Annotated in this window: 11 protein-coding genes and 4 pseudogenes; 9 read left to right on the forward strand and 6 right to left on the reverse strand. The window is 60.5% G+C overall.

What is annotated here, in order from left to right:
* Window positions 1-16: 16 nt before the first annotated feature.
* Window positions 17-1228: an ROK family protein gene (locus HJB89_RS12505; protein ID WP_207580977.1), complete on the reverse strand. Its 1212-nt coding sequence runs from the start codon at window positions 1226-1228 to the stop codon at window positions 17-19.
* Between the two features lie 195 nt (window positions 1229-1423).
* Here HJB89_RS12505 and HJB89_RS12510 point away from each other — a divergent pair, with 195 nt between their 5' ends.
* The 5 genes from HJB89_RS12510 (at window position 1424) to HJB89_RS12530 (ending at window position 7912) form a co-directional block, all read left to right on the forward strand.
* Window positions 1424-2698 carry an ABC transporter substrate-binding protein gene (locus tag HJB89_RS12510; RefSeq protein ID WP_207580976.1) on the forward strand — a complete coding sequence of 425 codons (1275 nt, stop codon included), beginning with the start codon at window positions 1424-1426 and terminating at the stop codon, window positions 2696-2698.
* Window positions 2699-2846: 148 nt separating this feature from the next.
* Window positions 2847-3731: a carbohydrate ABC transporter permease gene (locus tag HJB89_RS12515; RefSeq protein ID WP_207580975.1), complete on the forward strand. Its 885-nt coding sequence runs from the start codon at window positions 2847-2849 to the stop codon at window positions 3729-3731.
* Window positions 3731-4582 (forward strand): carbohydrate ABC transporter permease, encoded by an 852-nt coding sequence (locus tag HJB89_RS12520; protein ID WP_207580974.1) that lies wholly within the window; start codon window positions 3731-3733, stop codon window positions 4580-4582. The genes HJB89_RS12515 and HJB89_RS12520 overlap by 1 nt, the downstream gene beginning before the upstream one ends.
* A 38-nt stretch (window positions 4583-4620) precedes the next feature.
* Window positions 4621-5766, forward strand: a complete 1146-nt coding sequence (locus HJB89_RS12525; protein WP_221116742.1) for an ABC transporter ATP-binding protein — start codon at window positions 4621-4623, stop codon at window positions 5764-5766.
* A gap of 13 nt (window positions 5767-5779) precedes the next feature.
* Window positions 5780-7912 carry a beta-galactosidase gene (locus tag HJB89_RS12530; protein WP_221116743.1) on the forward strand — a complete coding sequence of 711 codons (2133 nt, stop codon included), beginning with the start codon at window positions 5780-5782 and terminating at the stop codon, window positions 7910-7912.
* A gap of 406 nt (window positions 7913-8318) precedes the next feature.
* Here the strand turns inward: HJB89_RS12530 and HJB89_RS12535 are convergent, their stop codons facing one another.
* Window positions 8319-8804, reverse strand: coding sequence for a hypothetical protein (locus HJB89_RS12535; RefSeq protein ID WP_221116794.1), 486 nt, complete (start codon window positions 8802-8804; stop codon window positions 8319-8321).
* 144 nt (window positions 8805-8948) lie between these two features.
* Between HJB89_RS12535 and HJB89_RS12540 the strand changes: the two are divergent.
* Window positions 8949-9199, forward strand: a pseudogene (locus tag HJB89_RS12540) (ATP-binding protein); the annotation flags it as partial.
* Window positions 9200-9304: 105 nt separating this feature from the next.
* Here HJB89_RS12540 and ilvD read toward each other — a convergent pair.
* From ilvD to HJB89_RS12555, 3 genes are all read right to left on the reverse strand, one after another.
* Window positions 9305-10978: a dihydroxy-acid dehydratase gene (gene ilvD, locus HJB89_RS12545; protein ID WP_221116744.1), complete on the reverse strand. Its 1674-nt coding sequence runs from the start codon at window positions 10976-10978 to the stop codon at window positions 9305-9307.
* Window positions 10979-11465: 487 nt separating this feature from the next.
* On the reverse strand, window positions 11466-13172 hold the full coding sequence (locus tag HJB89_RS12550; protein ID WP_221149950.1) for an adenylate/guanylate cyclase domain-containing protein: 1707 nt from the start codon (window positions 13170-13172) through the stop codon (window positions 11466-11468).
* A 315-nt stretch (window positions 13173-13487) separates the two neighbouring features.
* The gene (locus HJB89_RS12555; protein ID WP_207580969.1) at window positions 13488-14090 is read right to left on the reverse strand and encodes a hypothetical protein; all 603 of its coding nucleotides are present in this window, start codon (window positions 14088-14090) and stop codon (window positions 13488-13490) included.
* Window positions 14091-14218: 128 nt separating this feature from the next.
* Here HJB89_RS12555 and HJB89_RS12560 point away from each other — a divergent pair.
* Window positions 14219-14425, forward strand: a pseudogene (locus HJB89_RS12560) (GFA family protein); the annotation flags it as partial.
* 1262 nt (window positions 14426-15687) lie between these two features.
* Window positions 15688-18469: pseudogene (locus HJB89_RS12565) on the forward strand (EAL domain-containing protein).
* A 381-nt stretch (window positions 18470-18850) separates the two neighbouring features.
* Here HJB89_RS12565 and HJB89_RS12570 read toward each other — a convergent pair.
* Window positions 18851-19510: a hypothetical protein gene (locus HJB89_RS12570; RefSeq protein ID WP_221149952.1), complete on the reverse strand. Its 660-nt coding sequence runs from the start codon at window positions 19508-19510 to the stop codon at window positions 18851-18853.
* Between the two features lie 205 nt (window positions 19511-19715).
* On the opposite strand from HJB89_RS12570, the pseudogene HJB89_RS33750 reads away from it, so the two are divergent.
* Window positions 19716-19841, forward strand: a pseudogene (locus HJB89_RS33750) (hypothetical protein); the annotation flags it as partial.
* Between the last annotated feature and the right edge of the window lie 92 nt (window positions 19842-19933).

Consider the following 19933-nt stretch of genomic DNA (forward strand, 5'->3'; position numbering starts at 1 on the left):
GGCCGATTCCCGTACCTCAAGCCGCCGACGTTGAGCCTCTAACCCCAGCCAGCGTCGCAATATCCGTCACACCACCCGATGACTCGAAGTCGAAGATCTTCTGGGTCACCAGCGCAGCCGCACCCCGGGCCCAGGAATTGTCCTCCCAGTCGGGCAGCAGCGGCGGCGCGGTCCTGAAGGTGCGGGCGGCCAGCGCCTCGCGCAGCGGCGTCAGGAAAGGGTCGCCGAGGGAGACGGCTTCGCCGCCGGCGACGATGACTTCGGGATCGGTGATGTTGACGAGATTGGCAAGGGCAGTGCCGATGCCGCGGCCGGAATCTCCGACAAGGGCGAGGGCGGTGGCGTCGCCTGATGCGAGCGCCTTGCGGAGATCGGGAAGACCGAGTTCGTCGCGGCCGATTGCCTCCCGCCAGCGCCGGAGCATCGAGATTTCGGAGTGATAGGCCATCAGACAGCCGCGCTTGCCGCATTCGCAGAGCCGGCCGTTCTCCTCGAAAAGCGTGTGGCCGAACTTGCCGGCAGCACCATTGGCGCCGCGATAGAGCTTGCCGTCGATGACAAGTGCACAGCTGATGCCGACGCCGACGGCCAGCACCGCCATGTTGCGGTGCTGGCGGCCGAGGCCGAAGAGCTGCTGGGCAATGGCATAGGCGTTGGTGTCGTCCTCCAGCCAGACCGGCACGTGGACGCGGGCCGCGACCAGCGCGGCGAGGGGGACGTTGTTCCAACTGAAGCGGTGGCTGCGCACGCAGGCTGTCTGCTCGTGATTGATGACACCGGGCATGGAGATGCCGATGCCGGCGAGCCGGGCGTCGGGCCGGCCGGCGAGCTTCACCAGTTCGGGCACGGTGGCCGCCAAGAGGTCGGCGACCTGATCAGGGTCGTGGCCGTTAAGGCTGACCCGCATGGCGGCGACCGGGTTGGTGGCAAGGTCGGTTGCCACGCACTCGACCGAATCCACCATGAGTTTGAAGCCGACGGCAAGCGCGTGTTCGTAGTTGATATCCACCGGGATCGGCCGGCGGCCCGTGAGGCCGGGCACGGTCTTGCCCTCGATGACGATGCCTTCCTCCAGAAGGTCGGTGACGACGAAGGTGACGGCGGCCGGACTTAAGCCGATGACGGTGGCGATATCGGCGCGGCTTCTCGGCCCCTCGCGCCTGAGAAGGTTAAGAATGAGGCGTCGGTTCATGGCTCTCGCCGTGGTCTGGTCGCCTTTTAACTTCACGATGCATTCCTTAATTTTGTAAATTAATTATTGCGGGCCGAAAAGATCTATGCATAAGTTCGGCCGCGGATCAACTCAGCCAAGCGGATTATCGCTGGAATTGCGGGTCGATCGCATGTGTTGAAGGCCTGGTCGGTCGTTTCATGGAGGAGGCGGCGGTCGGGAGATATCGATCGATCAACTGGGAGGAATTCAATGACATTTTTGAAGCAATTTCCGTCGACCACCCGCAGACGCTTCCTGAAGGGCGCGGGCCTGGTTTCCGCCGCGGCTGTTACCGGCAGCTTCCCGATCCCGGCGATCGCGCAGGCGCAGGAGGTGACGATGATCTCCGCCGAAAACAACGGTGCTGCGCTCGACGCGCTGAAGGCGATCGCCGCGGGCTTCAGCAAGGAAGCCGGGGTCAACGTCGTCATCAACAACATGGACCACGAGGCCCACAAGACGGCCATCCGCAACTATCTGGTGGCCGGTGCCCCTGACGTCTGCTCCTGGTTTTCGGGAAACCGCATGCGCGCCTTCGTCAAGCGCGGCCTGTTCGACGATATTTCCGATCTCTTCGAGAAGGAAAAGTACAAGGACGTGCTCGGTGCGACCGCAGGGGCCGTCACCGAAGACGGCAAGCAATATGGCCTTCCCACAGGCGGCACGCTCTGGGGCATGTTCTACCGCAAGGATGTGTTTGCCGAGCATGGCCTGACGGTGCCGACGACGGCGGAAGAGTTCATGGCCTATGGCGAAAAGTGCAAGGCGGCCGGCATCACACCGGTGGCGATGGGCACCAAGGAATTGTGGCCGGCGGCCGGCTGGTTCGACCAGATGAACCTGCGCATCAACGGACTCGACAAACACATGGCGCTGATGAACGGCGAGATGAGCTATCTCGACCCGTCGCTGACCCCAGTTTTCGACCAGTGGGAAGCGATGATTTCCAAGGAGTTCTTCACGGCGAACCATACCTCCTTCGGCTGGCAGGAGGCGGCGGCGCTCCTGGCGCAGAAGAAGGCCGGCATGATGAATTTGGGCGCCTTCCTGCGCTCGGCCTTCACTGCCGAGGACCTGCCGCAGCTCGCCTATGCGACCTTCCCGGTGCTCGACCCCAAGGTCGGCCACTTCGAGGAATTCTCGGTCAATTCGATCCACATTCCCGCCAAGGCCAAGAACAAGCAGGGCGCGCGCGAATTCCTCGCCTATTTCTACAAGCCCGAGAACCTGGCTGCCTATCTGGAGCCGGGCGGCAACGTGCCGCCGCGTCATGACCTGCCGCCGAGCAAGGACCCGCTGGTCAATGTCGCCGTCGAGGTCATGAAAACGGTGCAGGGCACGTCGCAATATTACGACCGCGACAGCGACCCCGATATGGCCCAGGCAGGCCTCGTCGGTTTCCAGGAGTTCATGGCCAAGCCCGACCGACGCAAGGCGATCCTCACGCGGCTCGAGGGGACGCGTAAGCGGATCTATAAGATTTAGAGTTCTCCTCCCGGAGACGCTGGGAGTGGGCCTGTGCCCGCTCCCGAGGGGCGGCGGTATACGCACCGCCGCTCCAAAATGTGGAGGTGTCCTCCACACCTTCCGGAGCAGGCATAGGCCAACTCCTGTCATAATTGAGGCTCCAGAGATGTTAATGCTATGGCGCCGCCAGCGTTGGTGGCTTACCCCGACTTTGCTCATCGCGCCGGCGATCGTGCTGTTTTCTACCGTCATCCTGCTATCGGCCGTCCGCAGCGTCTGGATCAGTCTGCACGACTGGGATGGGTTCGGCCCGATGGTCTGGATCGGCTTCGGCAATTACGTCGAGCTCTATAACGATCCGCAATTCTACGTGTCGCTTAAGAACAATCTGATCTGGCTCGTCATGTTCATGGCCGCGCCGCCGATCGGGCTTGCCATCGCGCTCCTGGTCAACCAGAAAATCCGCGGCATGCGCTTTCTGAAGTCGCTGTTCTTCATTCCGCTGGTGCTGGCCTCGGTCACCGTCGGCGTCGTGTTCACCTGGGTCTATACGCCGGAATTCGGGCTGCTGGCGCTGATCTTCAAGGCGTTCGGGGCGACGGCGCCAGCGGTGCTCTCTGATGAGCACTTCGTCACCTTCGCCATCGTCATCGCCGCCCTCTGGCCGCAGGTCACCTTCTGCATGGTGCTTTATCTCGCCGGCCTCAACAATCTCAGTGAAGAGCTGATCGGTGCGGGGCGCGTCGACGGGGCGAGGGGCTGGAACATGCTGTGGCACATCGTGCTGCCGCAACTGACCCAGGTGACCTTCATCGCCATCGCCGTCACGGTGGTCGGGGCGCTCCGCTCCTTCGACATGGTGTCGGTGATGACATCAGGCGGGCCGTTCGGCTCTTCCTCGGTTCTCGCCTACCAGATGTTCGAGCAGTCGATCTTCTCCTACCGCTTCGGTTACGGCGCGGCGATCGCCTCGGTGCTGTTCGTGATCATGGCCGTGTTCATCGTCTGGTACCTCACCCGCATCATCCGTACCGAAGAGAGGGGAGGCTGATGTATCCTCGTCCCATTCCCGAGGCCGCCGTCTGGCAGCGCCGCCTCTATGTGCTTACCGTCATCATCGTGCTGCTGCTCTGGCTCTGCCCGCTGTTTGCGATCATCCTCACCTCGTTCCGCTCGACCGAGGATGTCATGGGCGGCAATCTGTGGGGATGGCCGACCGGCATCGGCGTGATCGACAATTACACTGCGGTCTTCACCCAGACGCCGATGGCCCGTTATTTCCTCAACAGCCTGATCATCACCATTCCCTCGGTGATCGGCGTGCTGGCGCTCTCGACGCTCGCCGGCTACGTGCTGTCGCGTTACCGCTTTCGCGGCAACATGCTGATCTTCGCGCTGTTTGTCGGCGGCAATTTCCTGCCGCACCAGATCATGATGATCCCGGTGCGCGACCTGATGGTGCGGCTCGACCTGATCGATACGACGGCGGCGCTGATCATCTTCCATGTCGCCTTCCAGACCGGTTTTGCGACACTGTTCATGCGCAATTTCATCGCCGCACTGCCCGATGAACTGTTCCAGGCGGCCCGCGCCGAAGGCGCCTCTCCCTTCCAGACGCTCATCCATGTGGCGATCCCGCTGGTGCGGCCGGCGCTGGCCGCACTCGCCATCCTGATCTTCACCTTCATCTGGAACGACTATTTCTGGGCCGTGGTGCTGACCGTCAGCGATAGCGTCAAGCCGGTGACGGCAGGCCTTGCCAATCTGCGCGGCGAATGGGTCTCGGCCTGGAACCTGATTTCCGCAGGCACCATCGTCGTCGCCGTGCCGCCGGTGGTGATGTTCTTCCTGATGCAACGGCATTTCATCGCCGGCCTGACCATGGGGGCGGTGAAGGGATGAGTGCCGCATTTTTCGTTTCAACAAGAGAGGGCCAGGACATGACCAGTCTCGAACTTCGGCAGATCAACAAGAATTACGGCGCCTATCATGCGCTACGCGGCATCGACCTTTCGGTCGCGCAAGGCGAGTTCATCGTCATGGTCGGTCCATCAGGCTGCGGCAAATCCACGCTTTTGAAATCGATCGCCGGCCTGGAGGAGATTTCCTCCGGCCAGATCCTGATCAACGGCCGCGATGTCAGCAAGCAGGAACCGGGCGATCGCGGCATCGCCATGGTCTTCCAGTCCTATGCGCTCTATCCGCACATGACAGTGGCGGAGAACATGGGCTTCGGCCTGCGCATGGCCAAGCGCCCGAAGGCCGAGATCGAGGCGGCCGTGGCGCGCGCAGCCAAGATCCTCCGGATCACCGATCAGCTCGACAAGCGGCCGAAGCAGCTGTCCGGCGGCCAGCGGCAGCGCGTGGCGATCGGCCGGGCGATCACCCGCTCGCCCGAGGTCTTCCTGTTCGACGAGCCGCTGTCGAACCTCGATGCGGCGCTTAGAACCCAGATGCGCGTCGAGCTCAGCAGCCTGCATGCCGAGCTTGGCGCCACCATGGTCTATGTCACCCATGACCAGGTGGAGGCGATGACCATGGCAAGCCGGATCGTCGTCCTCAACCGGGGGGTGATCGAGCAGGTCGGCTCGCCATTGGAGCTTTACCGCAATCCCGACAATCTTTTCGTCGCCGGCTTCCTCGGCGCGCCACGGATGAATTTCCTCGGCGTCACCGTCGACGACGTGTCCGGCCGCAACGTGACGGTTTCGGCGCCCGGTCTCGTGCCGGTGACAGTGGAACTGGCGCAGGCGACGGCGCTGTCGAAAGGCACCAGCCTGACCCTCGGCGTTCGTCCGGAGACGATATCGATGGTCGCCGATGCCAGTCAGGGTGGGGCGATCGAAGGCCAGGTCCGGCTGGTCGAGCATCTCGGCCGCGAGACCATCCTCTATGTCGACGCCGGCAATATGCGGACCATCGCTTCGGAAAGCGGCACCGGCAACATCACGGTGCAGCTGAGTTACGTCGCGCCCTTTGCCGCCGAGCAGAAGGTGGCGCTGAAGCTCGACGCCAGCGAGCTCTATCTCTTTTCATCCGAAGGCGGCCGCACGATCAGCGCCCGCAAGACCATTCTCGACAGATAGGAAAGACCATCCCGTGTCCGACAAGACCCTCTCCGTATGGAACACCGTCAAGACCGACCGCTTCCTCGTCGGCGCCCCGCATTATCCCGAGCATGTCGATGAAAGCTATTGGGAGCGCGACGCCGAGCGTATGGCGAAGGCCGGCTTCAACACCGTCAGAATGGCCGAATTCGCCTGGCATATTCTCGAGCCGAAGCTCGGCGCCTTCGACTTCGATCTCTTCGACCGCGCCATCGCCATGCTCGGCCGCTACGGCATCGATACGATCCTATGCACCCCGACGGCGACGCCGCCGCGCTGGCTGACCGTGGCCCATCCCGAGGTCCTCCGGGTCGACGGCAAGGGCCGCCCGATGAGCCACGGTTCGCGCCAGCACTGCGACACGGCAAGCCCTGTCTTGCGTGAACACAGCCGGCGCATCACCAAGGCGATGGCCGAGCACTATCGCGACAATCCGCATGTCGTCGGATGGCAGACCGACAATGAGCTGAACACCAGCATGCCGGAGAGCTTTTCCGAGGCGACGCTCACCGAATTCCAGGCTTACCTTGCCGACACATACGGCGAGATCGGCAAGCTCAACCGCGCCTGGGGCGGCGATTTTTGGGCGACGGCCTATGATGGTTTCGACCAGGTGGTGCTGCCGATCGAATTCGGCCCGACCTTTCCAAGCCCCGGCCATCTGCAGGATTACCACCGCTTCCTCGCCTTCTCGACGGCGCGCTTCCAGCACGACCAGGTCGAGATCCTGCGCGCGGTGAAATCCGCCTGGTTCATCTTCCACAATCTCGGCGGCCTGCGGGATATCGATTTCCGCGGCCAGTTCAGCAAGGATCTCGATTTCGTCGGCTATGATATCTATCCGATGCTCTATGACGAGTTCCAGCGGCTCGGCAACCACGCCAAGGTGCAGGCGCTGCACCTCGATATCTGCCGCGGCTTCTCCGGCAACTACATCGTGCCCGAGCAGCAATCGGGCTTCGGCAGCCAGCCGGGCTTCTGCACGCTGACGCCGGAACCGGGCGAGCTACGCCGCATGGCGCTGTCTTCGGTCGCTCACGGCGCCGACGGCTTGATGTTCTTCCGCTGGCGTCCGGCCCATTTCGGCGCCGAGATCTACTGGATGGGCATCATCGACCATGACGATGTCGCCCGCCACCGCTATGAGGAAGCCAAGCGCTTCGCCACCGAGATGATTGCGCTGCAGCCGAAGATCCTCGGCACCTATGTGCGCATGGATGTCGGCATCGCCGGTTCGGATTTCGACAACCAGGAAGCTCACAAGACCTATCCGATCGGCCTGCCGAGCCCGCAGGACGATGCGATCCTGCTGCACCAGCATTGCTATGATCGCGGTATCGCCTGCGGCTTCATCCATCCCGAGGACGATCTTTCCAGGTTGAAGCTCTTCTATGTCCCCCATTGGGTGATGTGGAAGGACGAATGGACGGCGAAGCTCGAAGCCTTCGCGGCGGCGGGCGGCACCGTCGTCATCGGCGCCCGCACCGGCACCCGCAATGAAGACAACCACGTCATCCGCGAGACCGCCCCCGGCACCACCCTTTCGAAGCTGACTGGCGTGTGCGTCGAAGATTTCGGCCGTCTGACCGCGCCGGGCGCCAACGGCCTGTTCGACGTGATGGAGCGCTCGGGCGGGCTCGTCATCCCGCCGAACAAGCCGGCCGAATCCCATCGCCGCGAACGCCGCTTCAAGATCGGCAACCGCGAAATCACCGCCGGCCACTTCTATGAAAACCTCGCCGTCGACGGCGATGTCGAAGTGATCGCCGCCTGGTCCAACCGCTATGCCGAAGGCCAGGCGATGGCAACCTCCCGCAAGGTCGGCAAGGGGCAGGTGGTCTATCTCGGCACCTATCTCACGCCTGAACTGACCGAGGCGCTCACTGAACGCCTCTTTCCCCAGGCCGGGATCGAACCGCTGGTCGGCGGTCTGCCCGAAGGCGTGGAGGTGACGATGCGGATGAATGAGGAACGGCGGCTGCTCTTCGTGCAAAACTATACCGACCAGCCGGCGTCTATCGGCGGCGTGCCGGCCGGGCGGGACCTGCTGGATGGGGAGAAGCCGGTGACGGGTAGGCTGGATCTTGGAGGCTATGGCTGTGCGATTGTTGAGCTGGAGGGGTGAGGCCGTGGCGCACCGCCCGTCCTTCGAGGCCCCTGCGGGGCGCCTCAGGATGAGGCTCTATGGGGCGCTGGCGCGAGACGGTGTCGTAACAGTAGACGTAGCAAAACCACGGCATTCCACCACCTGTAATTGGGCGCGGCACTCTCCAACCTCCCTCATCGGACAGAGGTTTCGCAGCATGCGTTGCCCCGGCGTCCGTAAGCGATAGGCTTCGGGTAGTGGCGTCCATTATCCGACTGGTGTGCTCGCCGGATGGTGTGCCGGAGCCGCATGGGCAAGTGTGTGCTGGTAGGTCGGTCGAAGTTATCTGAATGGCGGCGCGGATAGAGGCAGGTGAAGCGGGAGGAATTGTCCACGGTATTTTGTCGTCGACGGTTTTTCACCCGGCATGTTGATAGGGGTAGCCTCATTGCTGCAAAGCGCACAACCGCGACAATTGCGATTGCGCCCAGTCGCGAGCGGTTTGTTGAGTATTTTCGAGACCAGACAGAAGGCCACCGATTTCTCCGCTGATTTGGATATCGGAATCCAAAATCCGACATGCGGCGGTATCAAGGGACACGGTAGCCAAAACGTCACTATCAAGCTGTGGCAACTGAATGAGGTCCTCAGAACCGGACTCACACGTCAACACTGCCCTTGCCGAAAGAGTACTGACACCACTCGGAAAAGTACAAATCTTCACCGAAACGAGCTGAAATCTGGCGGTTTGATTAGGGCCAATAGGAATCTGTTCGCACAATTGTAGCGTGGCAATTGATCGGGCGATCGCAGGCCACTCAGGGCGATCGAGTGGCGATCGGCATTCTGCGAACGCTGGCGCGTGAAACAAAACGGCGACGGCGAACGGAATACAAAGAGCCTTGATACCGTTCCCAAGCGATTTGCTCATTGTCGGTCCTTTGCGCAACGGCCTCAGGGTGCCCTGTTGTAAATCGTTATTAGGGTGGAATCGCGGCACCCCCGATGACGTCGTCTGGACCTTAATATCCTGGCCGACGGGAGGCGGTGGGGAGCCCTCTTGGTCACATTCCATTATCACATGAATGCCGCCCGCTTCCCGGCTTACAAAGACCTCTCCGGCGTCGACTTCACTACCAGCGAGATAAATGAAGCAACGGTGCGAGTTCATGGATGCGGCGCAGAATGTTGTGCTTATCGGCAGGCCCGGAACAGGCAAAACCCATGTTGCGACTGCCCTTGGCGTTCAGGCGAAAGGTCCGCTTCTTCTCCACGATCGAATTGGTCATCGCGCTTGAGCAGGAGAAGGTAAAGGGCAAGGCGGGGCCTTCGTCTCGGCCAAACCGGGATTGTAGTGGGAGCTTTCCCCTGGTGGGATCGTCCGATTGCGCATGCTTTGCGGCCGACAGCGGAAGCTTTTGGTCCCTGATGCTACCCTGTCACAGCTCCCTCATTGGCCGGTCTGGCAAGAGCGGCAAATTTAGCCAGCACGCCTGCGGTATATCGGGGTTTCGGTTGTTTCCATTCAGCACGCCGCCGCGAAATTTCTTCGTCCTGCAGATCGAGTTGCAGCAGCTTGCGATGCGCATCGATGGTAATCGGATCGCCTTCGCGAACCAGCGCAATCGTGCCTCCGACAAAAGCTTCCGGGGTGACGTGGCCGACGACCATGCCCCAGGTCCCGCCCGAGAATCGTCCGTCCGTGATCAGCCCCACGCTATCGCCAAGGCCCCGGCCGATGATCGCGGCTGTCGGGGCGAGCATTTCCGGCATGCCGGGACCACCCTTTGGCCCGAGGTAGCGGAGGACGAGTATATCGCCCGGCTTGATCTTGTCTGACAGAATGGCATCCATCGCCGATTGCTCGTCTTCGAATACGCGTGCCGGACCAGTGATCACCAGATTCTTCAGGCCAGTAATCTTGGCGACCGCCCCACCTTCCGCAAGATTGCCTTTGAGGATCGCGAGATGGCCTTCGCTATAGAGCGGCGCATCCAGGTTCCTTATGACATTCTGATCTACCTTCGGTTGGTCCGGCACCGTTTCCAGTTCTTCAGCGATCGTGCGACCAGTGATGGTCAGGCAGTCCCCATGCAGGAGCCCGGCATTGAGCAACAGTTTCAGCACCTGGGGAATGCCGCCCGCCTGATGCAGGTCTACCGCCATATATTTTCCGGACGGCTTGAGATCGCAGATAACTGGAACCTTGCGGCGGATGCGCTCGAAATCGTCCAGAGACCATTCGACCTCGGCCGCGTGGGCGATCGCCAGGTAGTGCAGAACGGCATTGGTGGAGCCGCCGGTTGCCATGATCAGGGCCACGGCATTCTCGATGGCACTGCGCGTGACGATGTTACGAGGCGTGATACCTTTCTTCACGGCCTCGACCAGCACTCTGGCCGACGAAGCTGCACTCTCGATCTTCTCGTGGTCCGGATTGGCCATGTTCGATGAATAGAGCAACGACATGCCCAGCGCCTCGAAAGACGAACTCATGGTATTGGCCGTAAACATACCCCCGCATGAACCTGTGGAGGGACAGGCATTGCGTTCAATCCCGTCAAAATCTTCCTGGCTCATTTTTCCGGCCATGAACGCACCGACCGCCTCGAAGGAAGACACCACGGAAAGCTTTTGTCCCTTCCATCTGCCCGGCTTGATCGTCCCGCCGTAAACATAGATGGCGGGAACATTTGCCCGAAGAATTCCCATCATCCCGCCTGGCATGTTCTTGTCGCAGCCACCGATGACGAGTACCCCGTCCATCCACTGGCCCTGAACGGCAGTCTCGACACAATCGGCAATCACCTCTCGGGACACCAGCGAGTACTTCATGCCCTCGGTGCCCATGGACATACCATCAGAAATCGTCGGGGTACCGAAAACCTGGGGATTGGCTCCTGCCGCCTTGATCGCCGCGATCGCCGCATCCGCCAATGGTTGCAGTCCTGCATTGCAAGGCGTGATCGTGGAGTGCCCGTTGGCAATGCCGATCATTGGTTTTTCGAAATCGGCTTTCTTATAGCCCAGCGCATAATACATGGCACGATTGGGTGAGCGAGCCACCCCTTCGGTAATATGCTTTGATCGATCATTGAAGGGCATCACATGCCTCCGGCCTCAGTCCACGCGAACTGACGAGACGCAATCATTACCATAAGATCGTATAGATCAGTTTTCCTTTCGGCGAGCCTGTAGGACTGTTTTGGGCCGACAGCGGAAATAATTTCCGCTTCGCGCCCTCATTTCGGCCGTTGGAGCATACCTTGCACCTGCCGCAACGCAGAGATTGTCTAGTTTCAAGATAACGGCATATTTGCGCCGCCGATAGCGGAAGTAAGCGTCGTCGCCTTCATGTCTCGGCGAAGCTGCTTAAATGTTTCGCAAAGCATCCTGTCTTCATTCTGGGCTATGGGCTCATCGCCACCTGAGCAAGGCGGTCCAGCGGAAAAGTCATGCGAGACTCGGGCTGGTTGACGCGTTTTGTGGAGCGACTGAAAAAGCATGGCACTGCGATCCAGACCGCCGTTCTCGCGCAGCGCATATCCGTTGATCAAGTCCTCGAACGCGTCGGGATTGTTCCCACTCGCTGTCACATCTCCGGCAGGCCGGCCTTTCGGAAACCGTCGACAAAGTGGTCTCGTACGGATGCATCGCGCAGCGGCTGGGAGCTCAGCCAATGGCCAATGGTGAAATGAGGGTGGGCGATCAGGAACAATTCGGCTTCTCGCCGCGCCTCCTCACGGTGGCCCAATTGCCCAAGCGTAGCCGCCAGGAATTTGCGTGAGTTGGTACGATACGTGTCTTTCCTGCGGAGTGTAGCGGTTGCCGCCTCATAATCACGCGCGGCGTATTGCGCCTGTCCAAGATGACAAAGATACCAGCAGGCTGGATAGGGATTGAGCCGCAGAGCTTTTTCGATCTGCGCCAGTCCGTCGGCAACCCTGCCGTCCAGCACGGAAATGTCCGACATGGCGGCCCAGGTGTCGGCGTGGTTGGGGTCCAGCTCCAGGGCCTTGGCGAAGGCGGCCTCTGATTCCTCCCATCGCCGCTCATAAGCCAAAATGGTCCCCAGAACGTAACGGCAGCCGGCATCGTTGGGATCCAGCTCGACCGCCTTCTGCGCTGACGTCGCCGCCATCCGGCGGTTGGGATCTTCGGGCTCGCCGAAATGAGCCCAGGCAAGCCAACGGTTATAGGCGAGCAGACCGAGCGCCTCGGCATATGATGGCTCGAGCTTAACCGCGCGCTGGAGCAGCATATAGGCCTCACGCTCAGTTTGCGGCGACTCTTCCGTCAGGAGGCGGGCGCGCACACACAGATCGTACGCCTCAAAGTTCTTCGGCCGATTGCGCGGCGTCGGGATGGTCAGCCGGCCGACGAGGGCTTCGACAATCTTGGCGTTAACTTCATCCTGTAACTCGAAAACATCTTCCAGCGTCCTGTCAAACCTCTCGGCCCACAAGTGCTGGCCGGCAAGCGTGTCGACCAATTGGGCATTGATGCGGACACGTCCCATGGCGCGTCTGGCGCTCCCCTCCAGGACATAGCGGACGCCGAGTTCCTGGGCGACCAGCTTTACGTCGACCGGCTTCCCCTTGTAGCCGTACACGGAATTGCGCGCGATGACGAACAGGCCAGCCGTACGGGAAAGGTCGGTGATCAGATCTTCGGTCAAGCCGTCGACGAAAGGCGCGTCCGCTTCATCCCCACTCATATTCGTGAACGGCAAGACAGCGATCGAGGGACATTCGGGCAGCGGCAATATGCTCTGCAGCGCATCCGGCCAATGCCACACGTGGATCGGGCGCGTCAGGTTCTTCAGGTAGCGTTCGCCTGCATCAAAGAACCGGTCGCTAATCTTGCCGACGATCTCGCCGTGAACATTGGCTGAAATGCAGATACCTCCTGGTGCGGCCTGCGTCTCCAAGCGCGCCGCGACATTGACGCCGTCGCCGAGGACGTCTGAACCATCGTCAATGACATCTCCTAGATTGACGCCTACACGCAAAAGTAGGCGTCGATCTCCGGAAGCCTCGACAGTCGTGGTGGCCCGTTGCATTTCCAGCGCGGCTTCGACTGCGTCCACCGCGCTACCGAATTCGATTAGGAAGCCGTCGCCCATGACCTTGAAGATGCGACCGTTGTGGCGCGTCACAGCCGGCTCGATAACGCCAGAACGGAGTTCTTTGAGGTTCGCCAGCGTTGCGACTTCATCGGCCTCCATCAGGCGTGAATATCCCACCACATCGGCAACGACGATGGCAGCGAGACGACGCTGAAGAAATTGATCCGTCATGTGAGGACAAGCCCAACCACCAAATTAGCAAGTTATTGTTCAACTGCGGGTGAGTCAACAAGCCGTAAGAGGTAATGTCCAGGCGATCTCCACCTCCATCGAGCCGTCATCCTTCTTTGTGACCGACGGCGTCGCGGCGGACGACACAGAAATGAGTATCCACGGAAAGGGACGGTTCTTGAACGTCTGGTGATGGGCGGCGAGCGGTCGCATCGACTCGCGACGACAGAGTAGTAGGCAGGGAGGGAGCGCCCCACTATCGCGCAGAAGCCTTAGAGAGCGGGCTTTCTGGGATGATAGAGTGGACAATGTCCCCTAGTTGCCCCAGCCAATTTGGAACCGATCAAATCGAATCTCGCTCAACGGTTGGTTGGAGGGGCCCAGCTTTACCGAACGAAGAACGAGATGAAGCTCGGGGGAATAGTATTGTTCGAAAATGATCGGCGGCAATTCCGTCAGTTCCAGACGGCTGTTGATGGCCCAGACTTTGTAGGAACAAGATGCAATCGTTTCCTCTCCCAAGCCGTCGAACCTCATGAAAGTCGTGCCCGAAACGGATTTTTTGCCATTGATGAAAAGCGTGGTGTCGGATTGCCAGTTCTTCTTCTGCGGTAGATCGTCTAACGCAATCGCATTCGCGTATTTCAGCTCATGCGTCCCGCTGGCACTCACTCTCTTTTCGACGAGCAAGGGGTGCAAATATACAGCCGAGACCGGCTGCAACGAACCGTCGCGCTCCATCAGCCGTTGTTCGGTGAGACCCGGGCCGTCCGGCTTGTAGAATACGGAATAGAAAGGCGCCTCTCTGGTCAGCAGGACGCCCTGTTTGGTCTCATTGGCGGTTAAGCAATTGCCAAAGGCTGGTACCGCCAATGTTATTCCAACCAGTAGCGATAAACTTCTTAGCAAGATCGACATCCTAGATTCCCCTCATCCAACTCCGTATCATGGTGCTTGGGTGAAATTGGGGAAATCTAGTCTAAGTCGTCGGCCCGGGGCTCGCCCACAGCCTGACCGAACTTGACCTGATGACCTGCCATGAGAATTCGCTTGACGATTCGAACGCCTTCGCGCCGCATGCCAATACCTGCACCGAAAACATGGTGGCCTGGTTTGATACGATCACCAGCATAGAAAACACCGGCGCGACCGAAACCAACGGCGCCGACTGGGCCGCGGCAATCAAGGCGAACAACAACCAGCACCCCGATCACGATACCAGCTCATGGGCGGTGAGGGGACGTGACGACTGAGTCCAGTTCCGGCGGCTGCCGGTGCGGTGCTGGCGTTGCCGCGAAAAGCCGTCGTGCCGGGAGCAACGACAGCAACGACTTACTTTCAAGACGCTACACGGAGGGTGCCTGACGAACTGCTTTTCAGCCGCCTCGTGCCTCGACGCAGTTCGTCAGCTTCCGGCCTATAACGTTGAAAAATTTGTAGTTGGTTGTCCGGTTTTAAGCGATCATCCGCAAGCGCCGGCTCTCGCGTCCTTGTCAAATATGTATCGTCCTGAGGTTTCGTCAGCGCAGCGGTCAATATGATCGTTGGCGTCAAACAGTCCCTTCACGATCATACAAACGCTAACGAGCACGCCAAATCCTACTGCCGCTGCAATATATTTAAAAGCTCGGCGCATTTTGTTCCCGATGCACATCGCTGTCAGCGCGAAACGATATCTAAGTGCAGGCGGATCGCGCAAGCTCTCGCTTAGGCTGTGCACATCCTCCTGCGCCCGCGATGACTGCGCGGCATCCTCCCGCGCCCTCATGCTGAGGTGCGCAGCCCGCAGGGCGGAGCCTCGAAGCACGCCGCGACGCTGCTTCTTGCATTTGCCCAAGCTTGACGTTTGCAGGCTCTCCAGCGAGTTCCTAAAGCTGACGTGCTGCAGACTGGCGCAGTTGAGCAGTATCCTGGCCTCCTTCGGAGGCCGAGTTGAGGTTGGCGCCGGCACTTGTCACCGCTTCACAAACCGATAGGCGAAGCGATCGGTCTCGCCCTTGATCGAGGGATCGAGACGCATTCGCTCTCGGCTATTTCACAAGTCTGCTTAAATCCGCTTCGCAGCTCGAAGGCTGCAATCGCCACTGTGGAGCAAGCCAGCAGCAATGAAATCCAGGTCCGAAATCCTCTGCGCATGATGCATGCAGATATGAGCATTGCTGCACACGGTGTTATTGTGATCAACGCCAGCGACGTCATCTGCCGCCTTTCACATCCTGATTTGAGGTCTGCAATATCGCCAGATGCATCTATGGGCACAAGCGTATTTCAGCACGCATGTCCGTTTGAGGTTGCTGTGACTCGGGGGTGAGAAGCTCGAACGTTACGATGAGCACTTCGATCCCCACCGCACCAATTCATTCACCATACCCAGACACCCACCGTAAACGCTAACCTCACAACCCACCGAACAACCCGCCCGAACAGCCTCATTTGCCACCCATCCGCCCTACCCATTTCAACCTTCAATAAGCGCCCACTGCTTAACGTGCCCCTCAAATCGAGGGCCTATTCCATGTTTACCGTTCTGACGTGCATCACCGAGCAGCATGATCTCACGCTGGTCGGGCTTGCGGGTTTGATCTGCTTTCTCGCAAGCCATTGCACGCTCGTTCTGCTCAATCGGGCGACATTGTCCGAGGGCGCGGTTCGCTGGGTGTGGCTGGTGACGGCGGGGGCGGCGGGCGGTTTTGGCATCTGGGCCACATTTCATCGCCATGCTGGCATACGATTCCGGCGTCGTCGTCGGTTACCATGCCGGATTGACGCTGGTCTCGCTGCTGGTCGCGATCGTGGCGACGACGGCGGCGGTTGCCGCCAAGATCGCCTATGACAGATGGGTGGCGAACGTCCTGGCGGGCGTGCTCTTCGGCGTGGGTATCTGGTCTATGCATTTCACCGGCATGCTGGCCATCGAATTCCCCGGTGAGATCTCGTGGAATGCGGGCTACGTGACGGCCTCGGTCGTTCTCGGCGTTGCCTTTTCGATCGCTGCCTTTCGATTTGCCGGCCGGAGCGGCCGGTCGACTTTCGGCAGGCTGGTGCCGACGGTTTTGCTGACGCTCGGCGTCGTCGCCCTGCATTTCACCGCAATGGCAGGGGTGACGGTCATTCCGGGCATCACCGCGCTCGATCCCGCCACGCTTCTTTCACCGGCACTGATGGCGGTGACGATCGCCGCCGTCACTTTTTCGCTGCTGGCGGCCGGGTTTGCGGCCGCCATTTTCGCCGTGCGTTGGCAGGCCAAGACCGCCAGGGCGGAGCGCAACTTCAAGCTCCTGGTGCAGGGGGTGACCGATTACGCGATCTATATGCTCGATCCGGATGGAAAGGTCAGCAATTGGAATGCCGGCGCCGAGCGCGCCAAGGGCTATAGAGCCGATGAGATCGTCGGCAAGGATTTCTCATTGTTCTATTCGGAGGAAGACCGCCGCAAAGGCCTGCCGCAGCAGGCGCTTCAGACCGCCCGCACTGAAGGTAAGTTCGAGGCCCAGGGGTGGCGTTATCGCAAGGAGGGCTCCTCCTTCTGGGCTCATGTCGTCATTGACGCGATCTATGACGAGACCGGCCAACTGATCGGCTATGTGAAGATTACCAAGGACACCAGCAAGCAGAAGGCGGATGCCGACCGGATCGAGGAGATCACCCGCAATCTCGACGTCGCGCTCGAGAATATGGGGCAAGGCATCTGCATGTTCGACAGGGACGAGCGCCTGGTGCTTTGCAACAAGCGCTATCTCGAGATCTTCCGGTTTCCCGAAGGATCGGTGCGTCCCGGCATGGGCTACCGACAGATCGTCGACGTCGGCTATTCCGCCCATGCGGAGGATGCCGCAGAGGCATCCGTGCAGGCCGAGGCGCATTATATCAGGAACATGGCACTGATCAGATCAGGCGCCGGCAGCGCGGTTCACAAATATCCGAGCGGCATATCCATCCAGCAGAACGTCAACATGCTGCCCAATGGCGGCTGGGTCGTCACCTTCGAAGACATCACCGATCGCCTGAAATCCGAGGAGCAGGTCGCCTTCCTTGCCAAGCATGACGGCCTGACCGGCATGCCGAACCGGCTGCAGTTCGGCGAGAGCGTCTCTGAGGAAATGATGATCGCCGACCGGGTGAGGGGCAACGTCGCCGTCATCGGCATCGACCTCGACAAGTTCAAGGAGATCAACGATCAGCACGGGCACGGCACCGGCGACAAGGTGCTCGTCGAGCTGGCGCGGCGTCTCGACGAGGCGCGGCAGGAGGGCGAGTTCATCGCCCGGTTCGGAGGAGACGAGTTCGCCGCGACCAAGCGCTTCGATGAGCTGAGCGCCCTGTACGATTTCATCGCGCGGCTGGAAGGCGCGCTCGCGGGGACGGTTTCCATCGACGGCTTCGAGATCAAGACCGGCGCCAGCCTCGGCGTGGCGATCTATCCGAGCGACGCCGCAAGCGTCGACGGGCTTCTCGCCAATGCCGACCTTGCGATGTACCGCGCCAAACAATCCTTGCTGCAGAGGGTCTGCTTCTACGAGGCTGCCATGGACGAGCATGCGCGCCGCCGCCGCTCGCTCGCCAAGGACCTCTGGGCCTCGATTGATCGCAGCCAGCTGCATCTGCACTATCAGGTGCAGAAATCGGTGCGAACGGGCGAGATCACCGGCTACGAGGTTCTGCTGCGCTGGCGGCATCACGAACGCGGCAACATCCCGCCGATGGATTTCATCGGCCTGGCCGAGGAATGCGGCGCGATCCTGCCGATCGGCGAATGGGTGCTGCGGGAAGCGTGCCGGGAGGCGGCGAGCTGGAACAACAGCTACAAAATCGCCGTCAACCTGTCGCCGATCCAGCTCGGCCATTCCGATATGGCGGCCGTCATATCAGACATCCTCTCGGAAACCGGTCTGAATGCCCGGCGTCTCGAAATCGAAATCACCGAAAGCTCGATCATCGTCGACAAGGACAAGGCCTTGCGGACGATGCGGCAGATCAAGGCGCTCGGCGTGTCGATCGCAATCGACGACTTCGGCACCGGCTATTCGTCGCTGGAGACGCTACGCTCCTTTCCCTTCGACAAGATCAAACTCGACAAGAGCTTCATGGCCGAGGTCGAAACCAGCCCCCAGTCAAAGGCGATCGTCAGAGCCATCCTGGCACTCGGCCGCAGCCTGGAGGTGCCGGTGGCGGCCGAAGGCGTGGAAACGCAGGCGCAGCTCGACACGCTCTTGGAAGAACAGTGCGACGAGGCGCAGGGTTATTTACTCGGAAAGCCCCAGGCGATGGGCGAGCCGGCGGTTGAGAGGGCGGCTTGAAGCGGCGTCCGGAGGGACAGGATTTTGGGTTTGACAGACGCCTGTCCGGTTCGCACCGATAACTGCCTCTCACCCTAACCCTCTCCCCGTAAACGGGGCGAGGGGACGTGCCCTGCGAGAGGTGGGAGGGGAACTGAGAGGCCCCTTCGCCCCGTTTACGGGGGTCCGAAGGGACGGGTCGAGACGCGTGGCTCGACCCCGGTCGGTGGCGGCAGCCGGATGAGGGGCAGCCCTCGCGGAGGTCTCAGACCGTGTTCTACACCCGAAATTGCTCAAAAAAATAGAGCATTTCCGCTACTTAGACAAAGACGGAAATGCTCTCGTAGTTTAGTGCGGAGCGCCACCACTGGGCGCTTCGCACCGCCTGCACCTCACTAGCGGCTATTCATCGAGAGTCGCCGGAGCGGCGTTCTCAAGCGAGGTGCGGATTTGATCGATCTTTCCATTCGCGTCGCCAACACCGAGAATGGTCTTGGCTTCGTCCAGAACGGCGGGGCTGACCTGACCGGTTTTCGTTGCCGAAGCCAATGCATCCTCGAGCGCCTCATCCCCCAACAAAGGGTCATCGGCTGCGGGCTCGATTCCATTGTCGAGTTCATACTGGGCATAAGCCACGGCATAGGCCGAAATGGCAGTCATGCGTGGGTCCGATGTGTGCATCAACGCCCTGTAGTTCCGCTTCAAGGAGTTAAGGCCTGCAAGCTGCGCCGACAGGTTCTTTTCTTTGGTGCTGGTTTTAGTCTCGCCTGCTTTCGCGGACTTGGACGTGCCCGCCGCCTCGCCAGATTTGCCTCTCACGCCTTGAGAGTTGGAGTTGCCGTGGGTCGAACCGCTGCCTTGGTTGCCGCTGCCATGGCTGCCGCTGTTTCCATTGCCGCCGCCATGACCGCCGCCATTGCCTCCGCCATTTCCACCACCATTGCCGCCGCCGTTTCCGCCGTCCTTTGCCAGTGCGGCCGAGTCGAGCCCGGCAATCGTTAACGGGCTTGCTGCAAGCGCCAGCGAAAGCACGGCCAGGGACGCTAAGGTTGCTATCCGCATCGTTGTTCTCCGTATCAGACCGTCAGGAGCCGTGCAGGGCACGACGTGAGCAGATATGAAAGATTAGACGGTGATCGCGCATCGCACATCGGACCGAGGTCCAGTGCATAGCCCCGGCTATGGTCCTACACGGCCTGAATTGCTTAACGTTTCGTTTCTTTGCTGTCCTGGCCGCTATAGTCTGTAGGGACATCGCCAATGGCCCGATGAGATCAAGGCAAGGACTGCCTCGGGGGGCCTGCGTCCGGGCGTGACGGTGCAAGATGTGGCTGATCGCTACGGCCTGAAGCCGAACCACCACCTGTCATCGTGGCGAACGCTGGCGTGCTAGCGGCCATCGTCGCGGCCAATCTGGTGGTTCGAAACGAGGATCGAGAGGGAAAGGAGGTATGTGCTACACCGTACCCGATGTTGTCGGCCCAC

Source organism: Rhizobium sp. NZLR8 (assembly GCF_019685025.1).
GTDB lineage: Bacteria > Pseudomonadota > Alphaproteobacteria > Rhizobiales > Rhizobiaceae > Rhizobium.

Excerpts from the sequence above, each read along its gene's own strand:
- HJB89_RS12550 (WP_221149950.1), bottom strand. The coding sequence starts at position 13,172 with ATGACGGATCAATTTCTTCAGCGTCGTCTCGCTGCCATCGTCGTTGCC.
- HJB89_RS12520 (WP_207580974.1), top strand. The coding sequence starts at position 3,731 with ATGTATCCTCGTCCCATTCCCGAGGCCGCCGTCTGGCAGCGCCGCCTC.
- HJB89_RS12515 (WP_207580975.1), top strand. The coding sequence starts at position 2,847 with ATGTTAATGCTATGGCGCCGCCAGCGTTGGTGGCTTACCCCGACTTTG.
- HJB89_RS12555 (WP_207580969.1), bottom strand. The coding sequence starts at position 14,090 with ATGTCGATCTTGCTAAGAAGTTTATCGCTACTGGTTGGAATAACATTG.
- HJB89_RS12510 (WP_207580976.1), top strand. The coding sequence starts at position 1,424 with ATGACATTTTTGAAGCAATTTCCGTCGACCACCCGCAGACGCTTCCTG.
- ilvD (WP_221116744.1), bottom strand. The coding sequence starts at position 10,978 with ATGCCCTTCAATGATCGATCAAAGCATATTACCGAAGGGGTGGCTCGC.
- HJB89_RS12525 (WP_221116742.1), top strand. The coding sequence starts at position 4,621 with ATGACCAGTCTCGAACTTCGGCAGATCAACAAGAATTACGGCGCCTAT.
- HJB89_RS12535 (WP_221116794.1), bottom strand. The coding sequence starts at position 8,804 with ATGAGCAAATCGCTTGGGAACGGTATCAAGGCTCTTTGTATTCCGTTC.
- HJB89_RS12570 (WP_221149952.1), bottom strand. The coding sequence starts at position 19,510 with ATGCGGATAGCAACCTTAGCGTCCCTGGCCGTGCTTTCGCTGGCGCTT.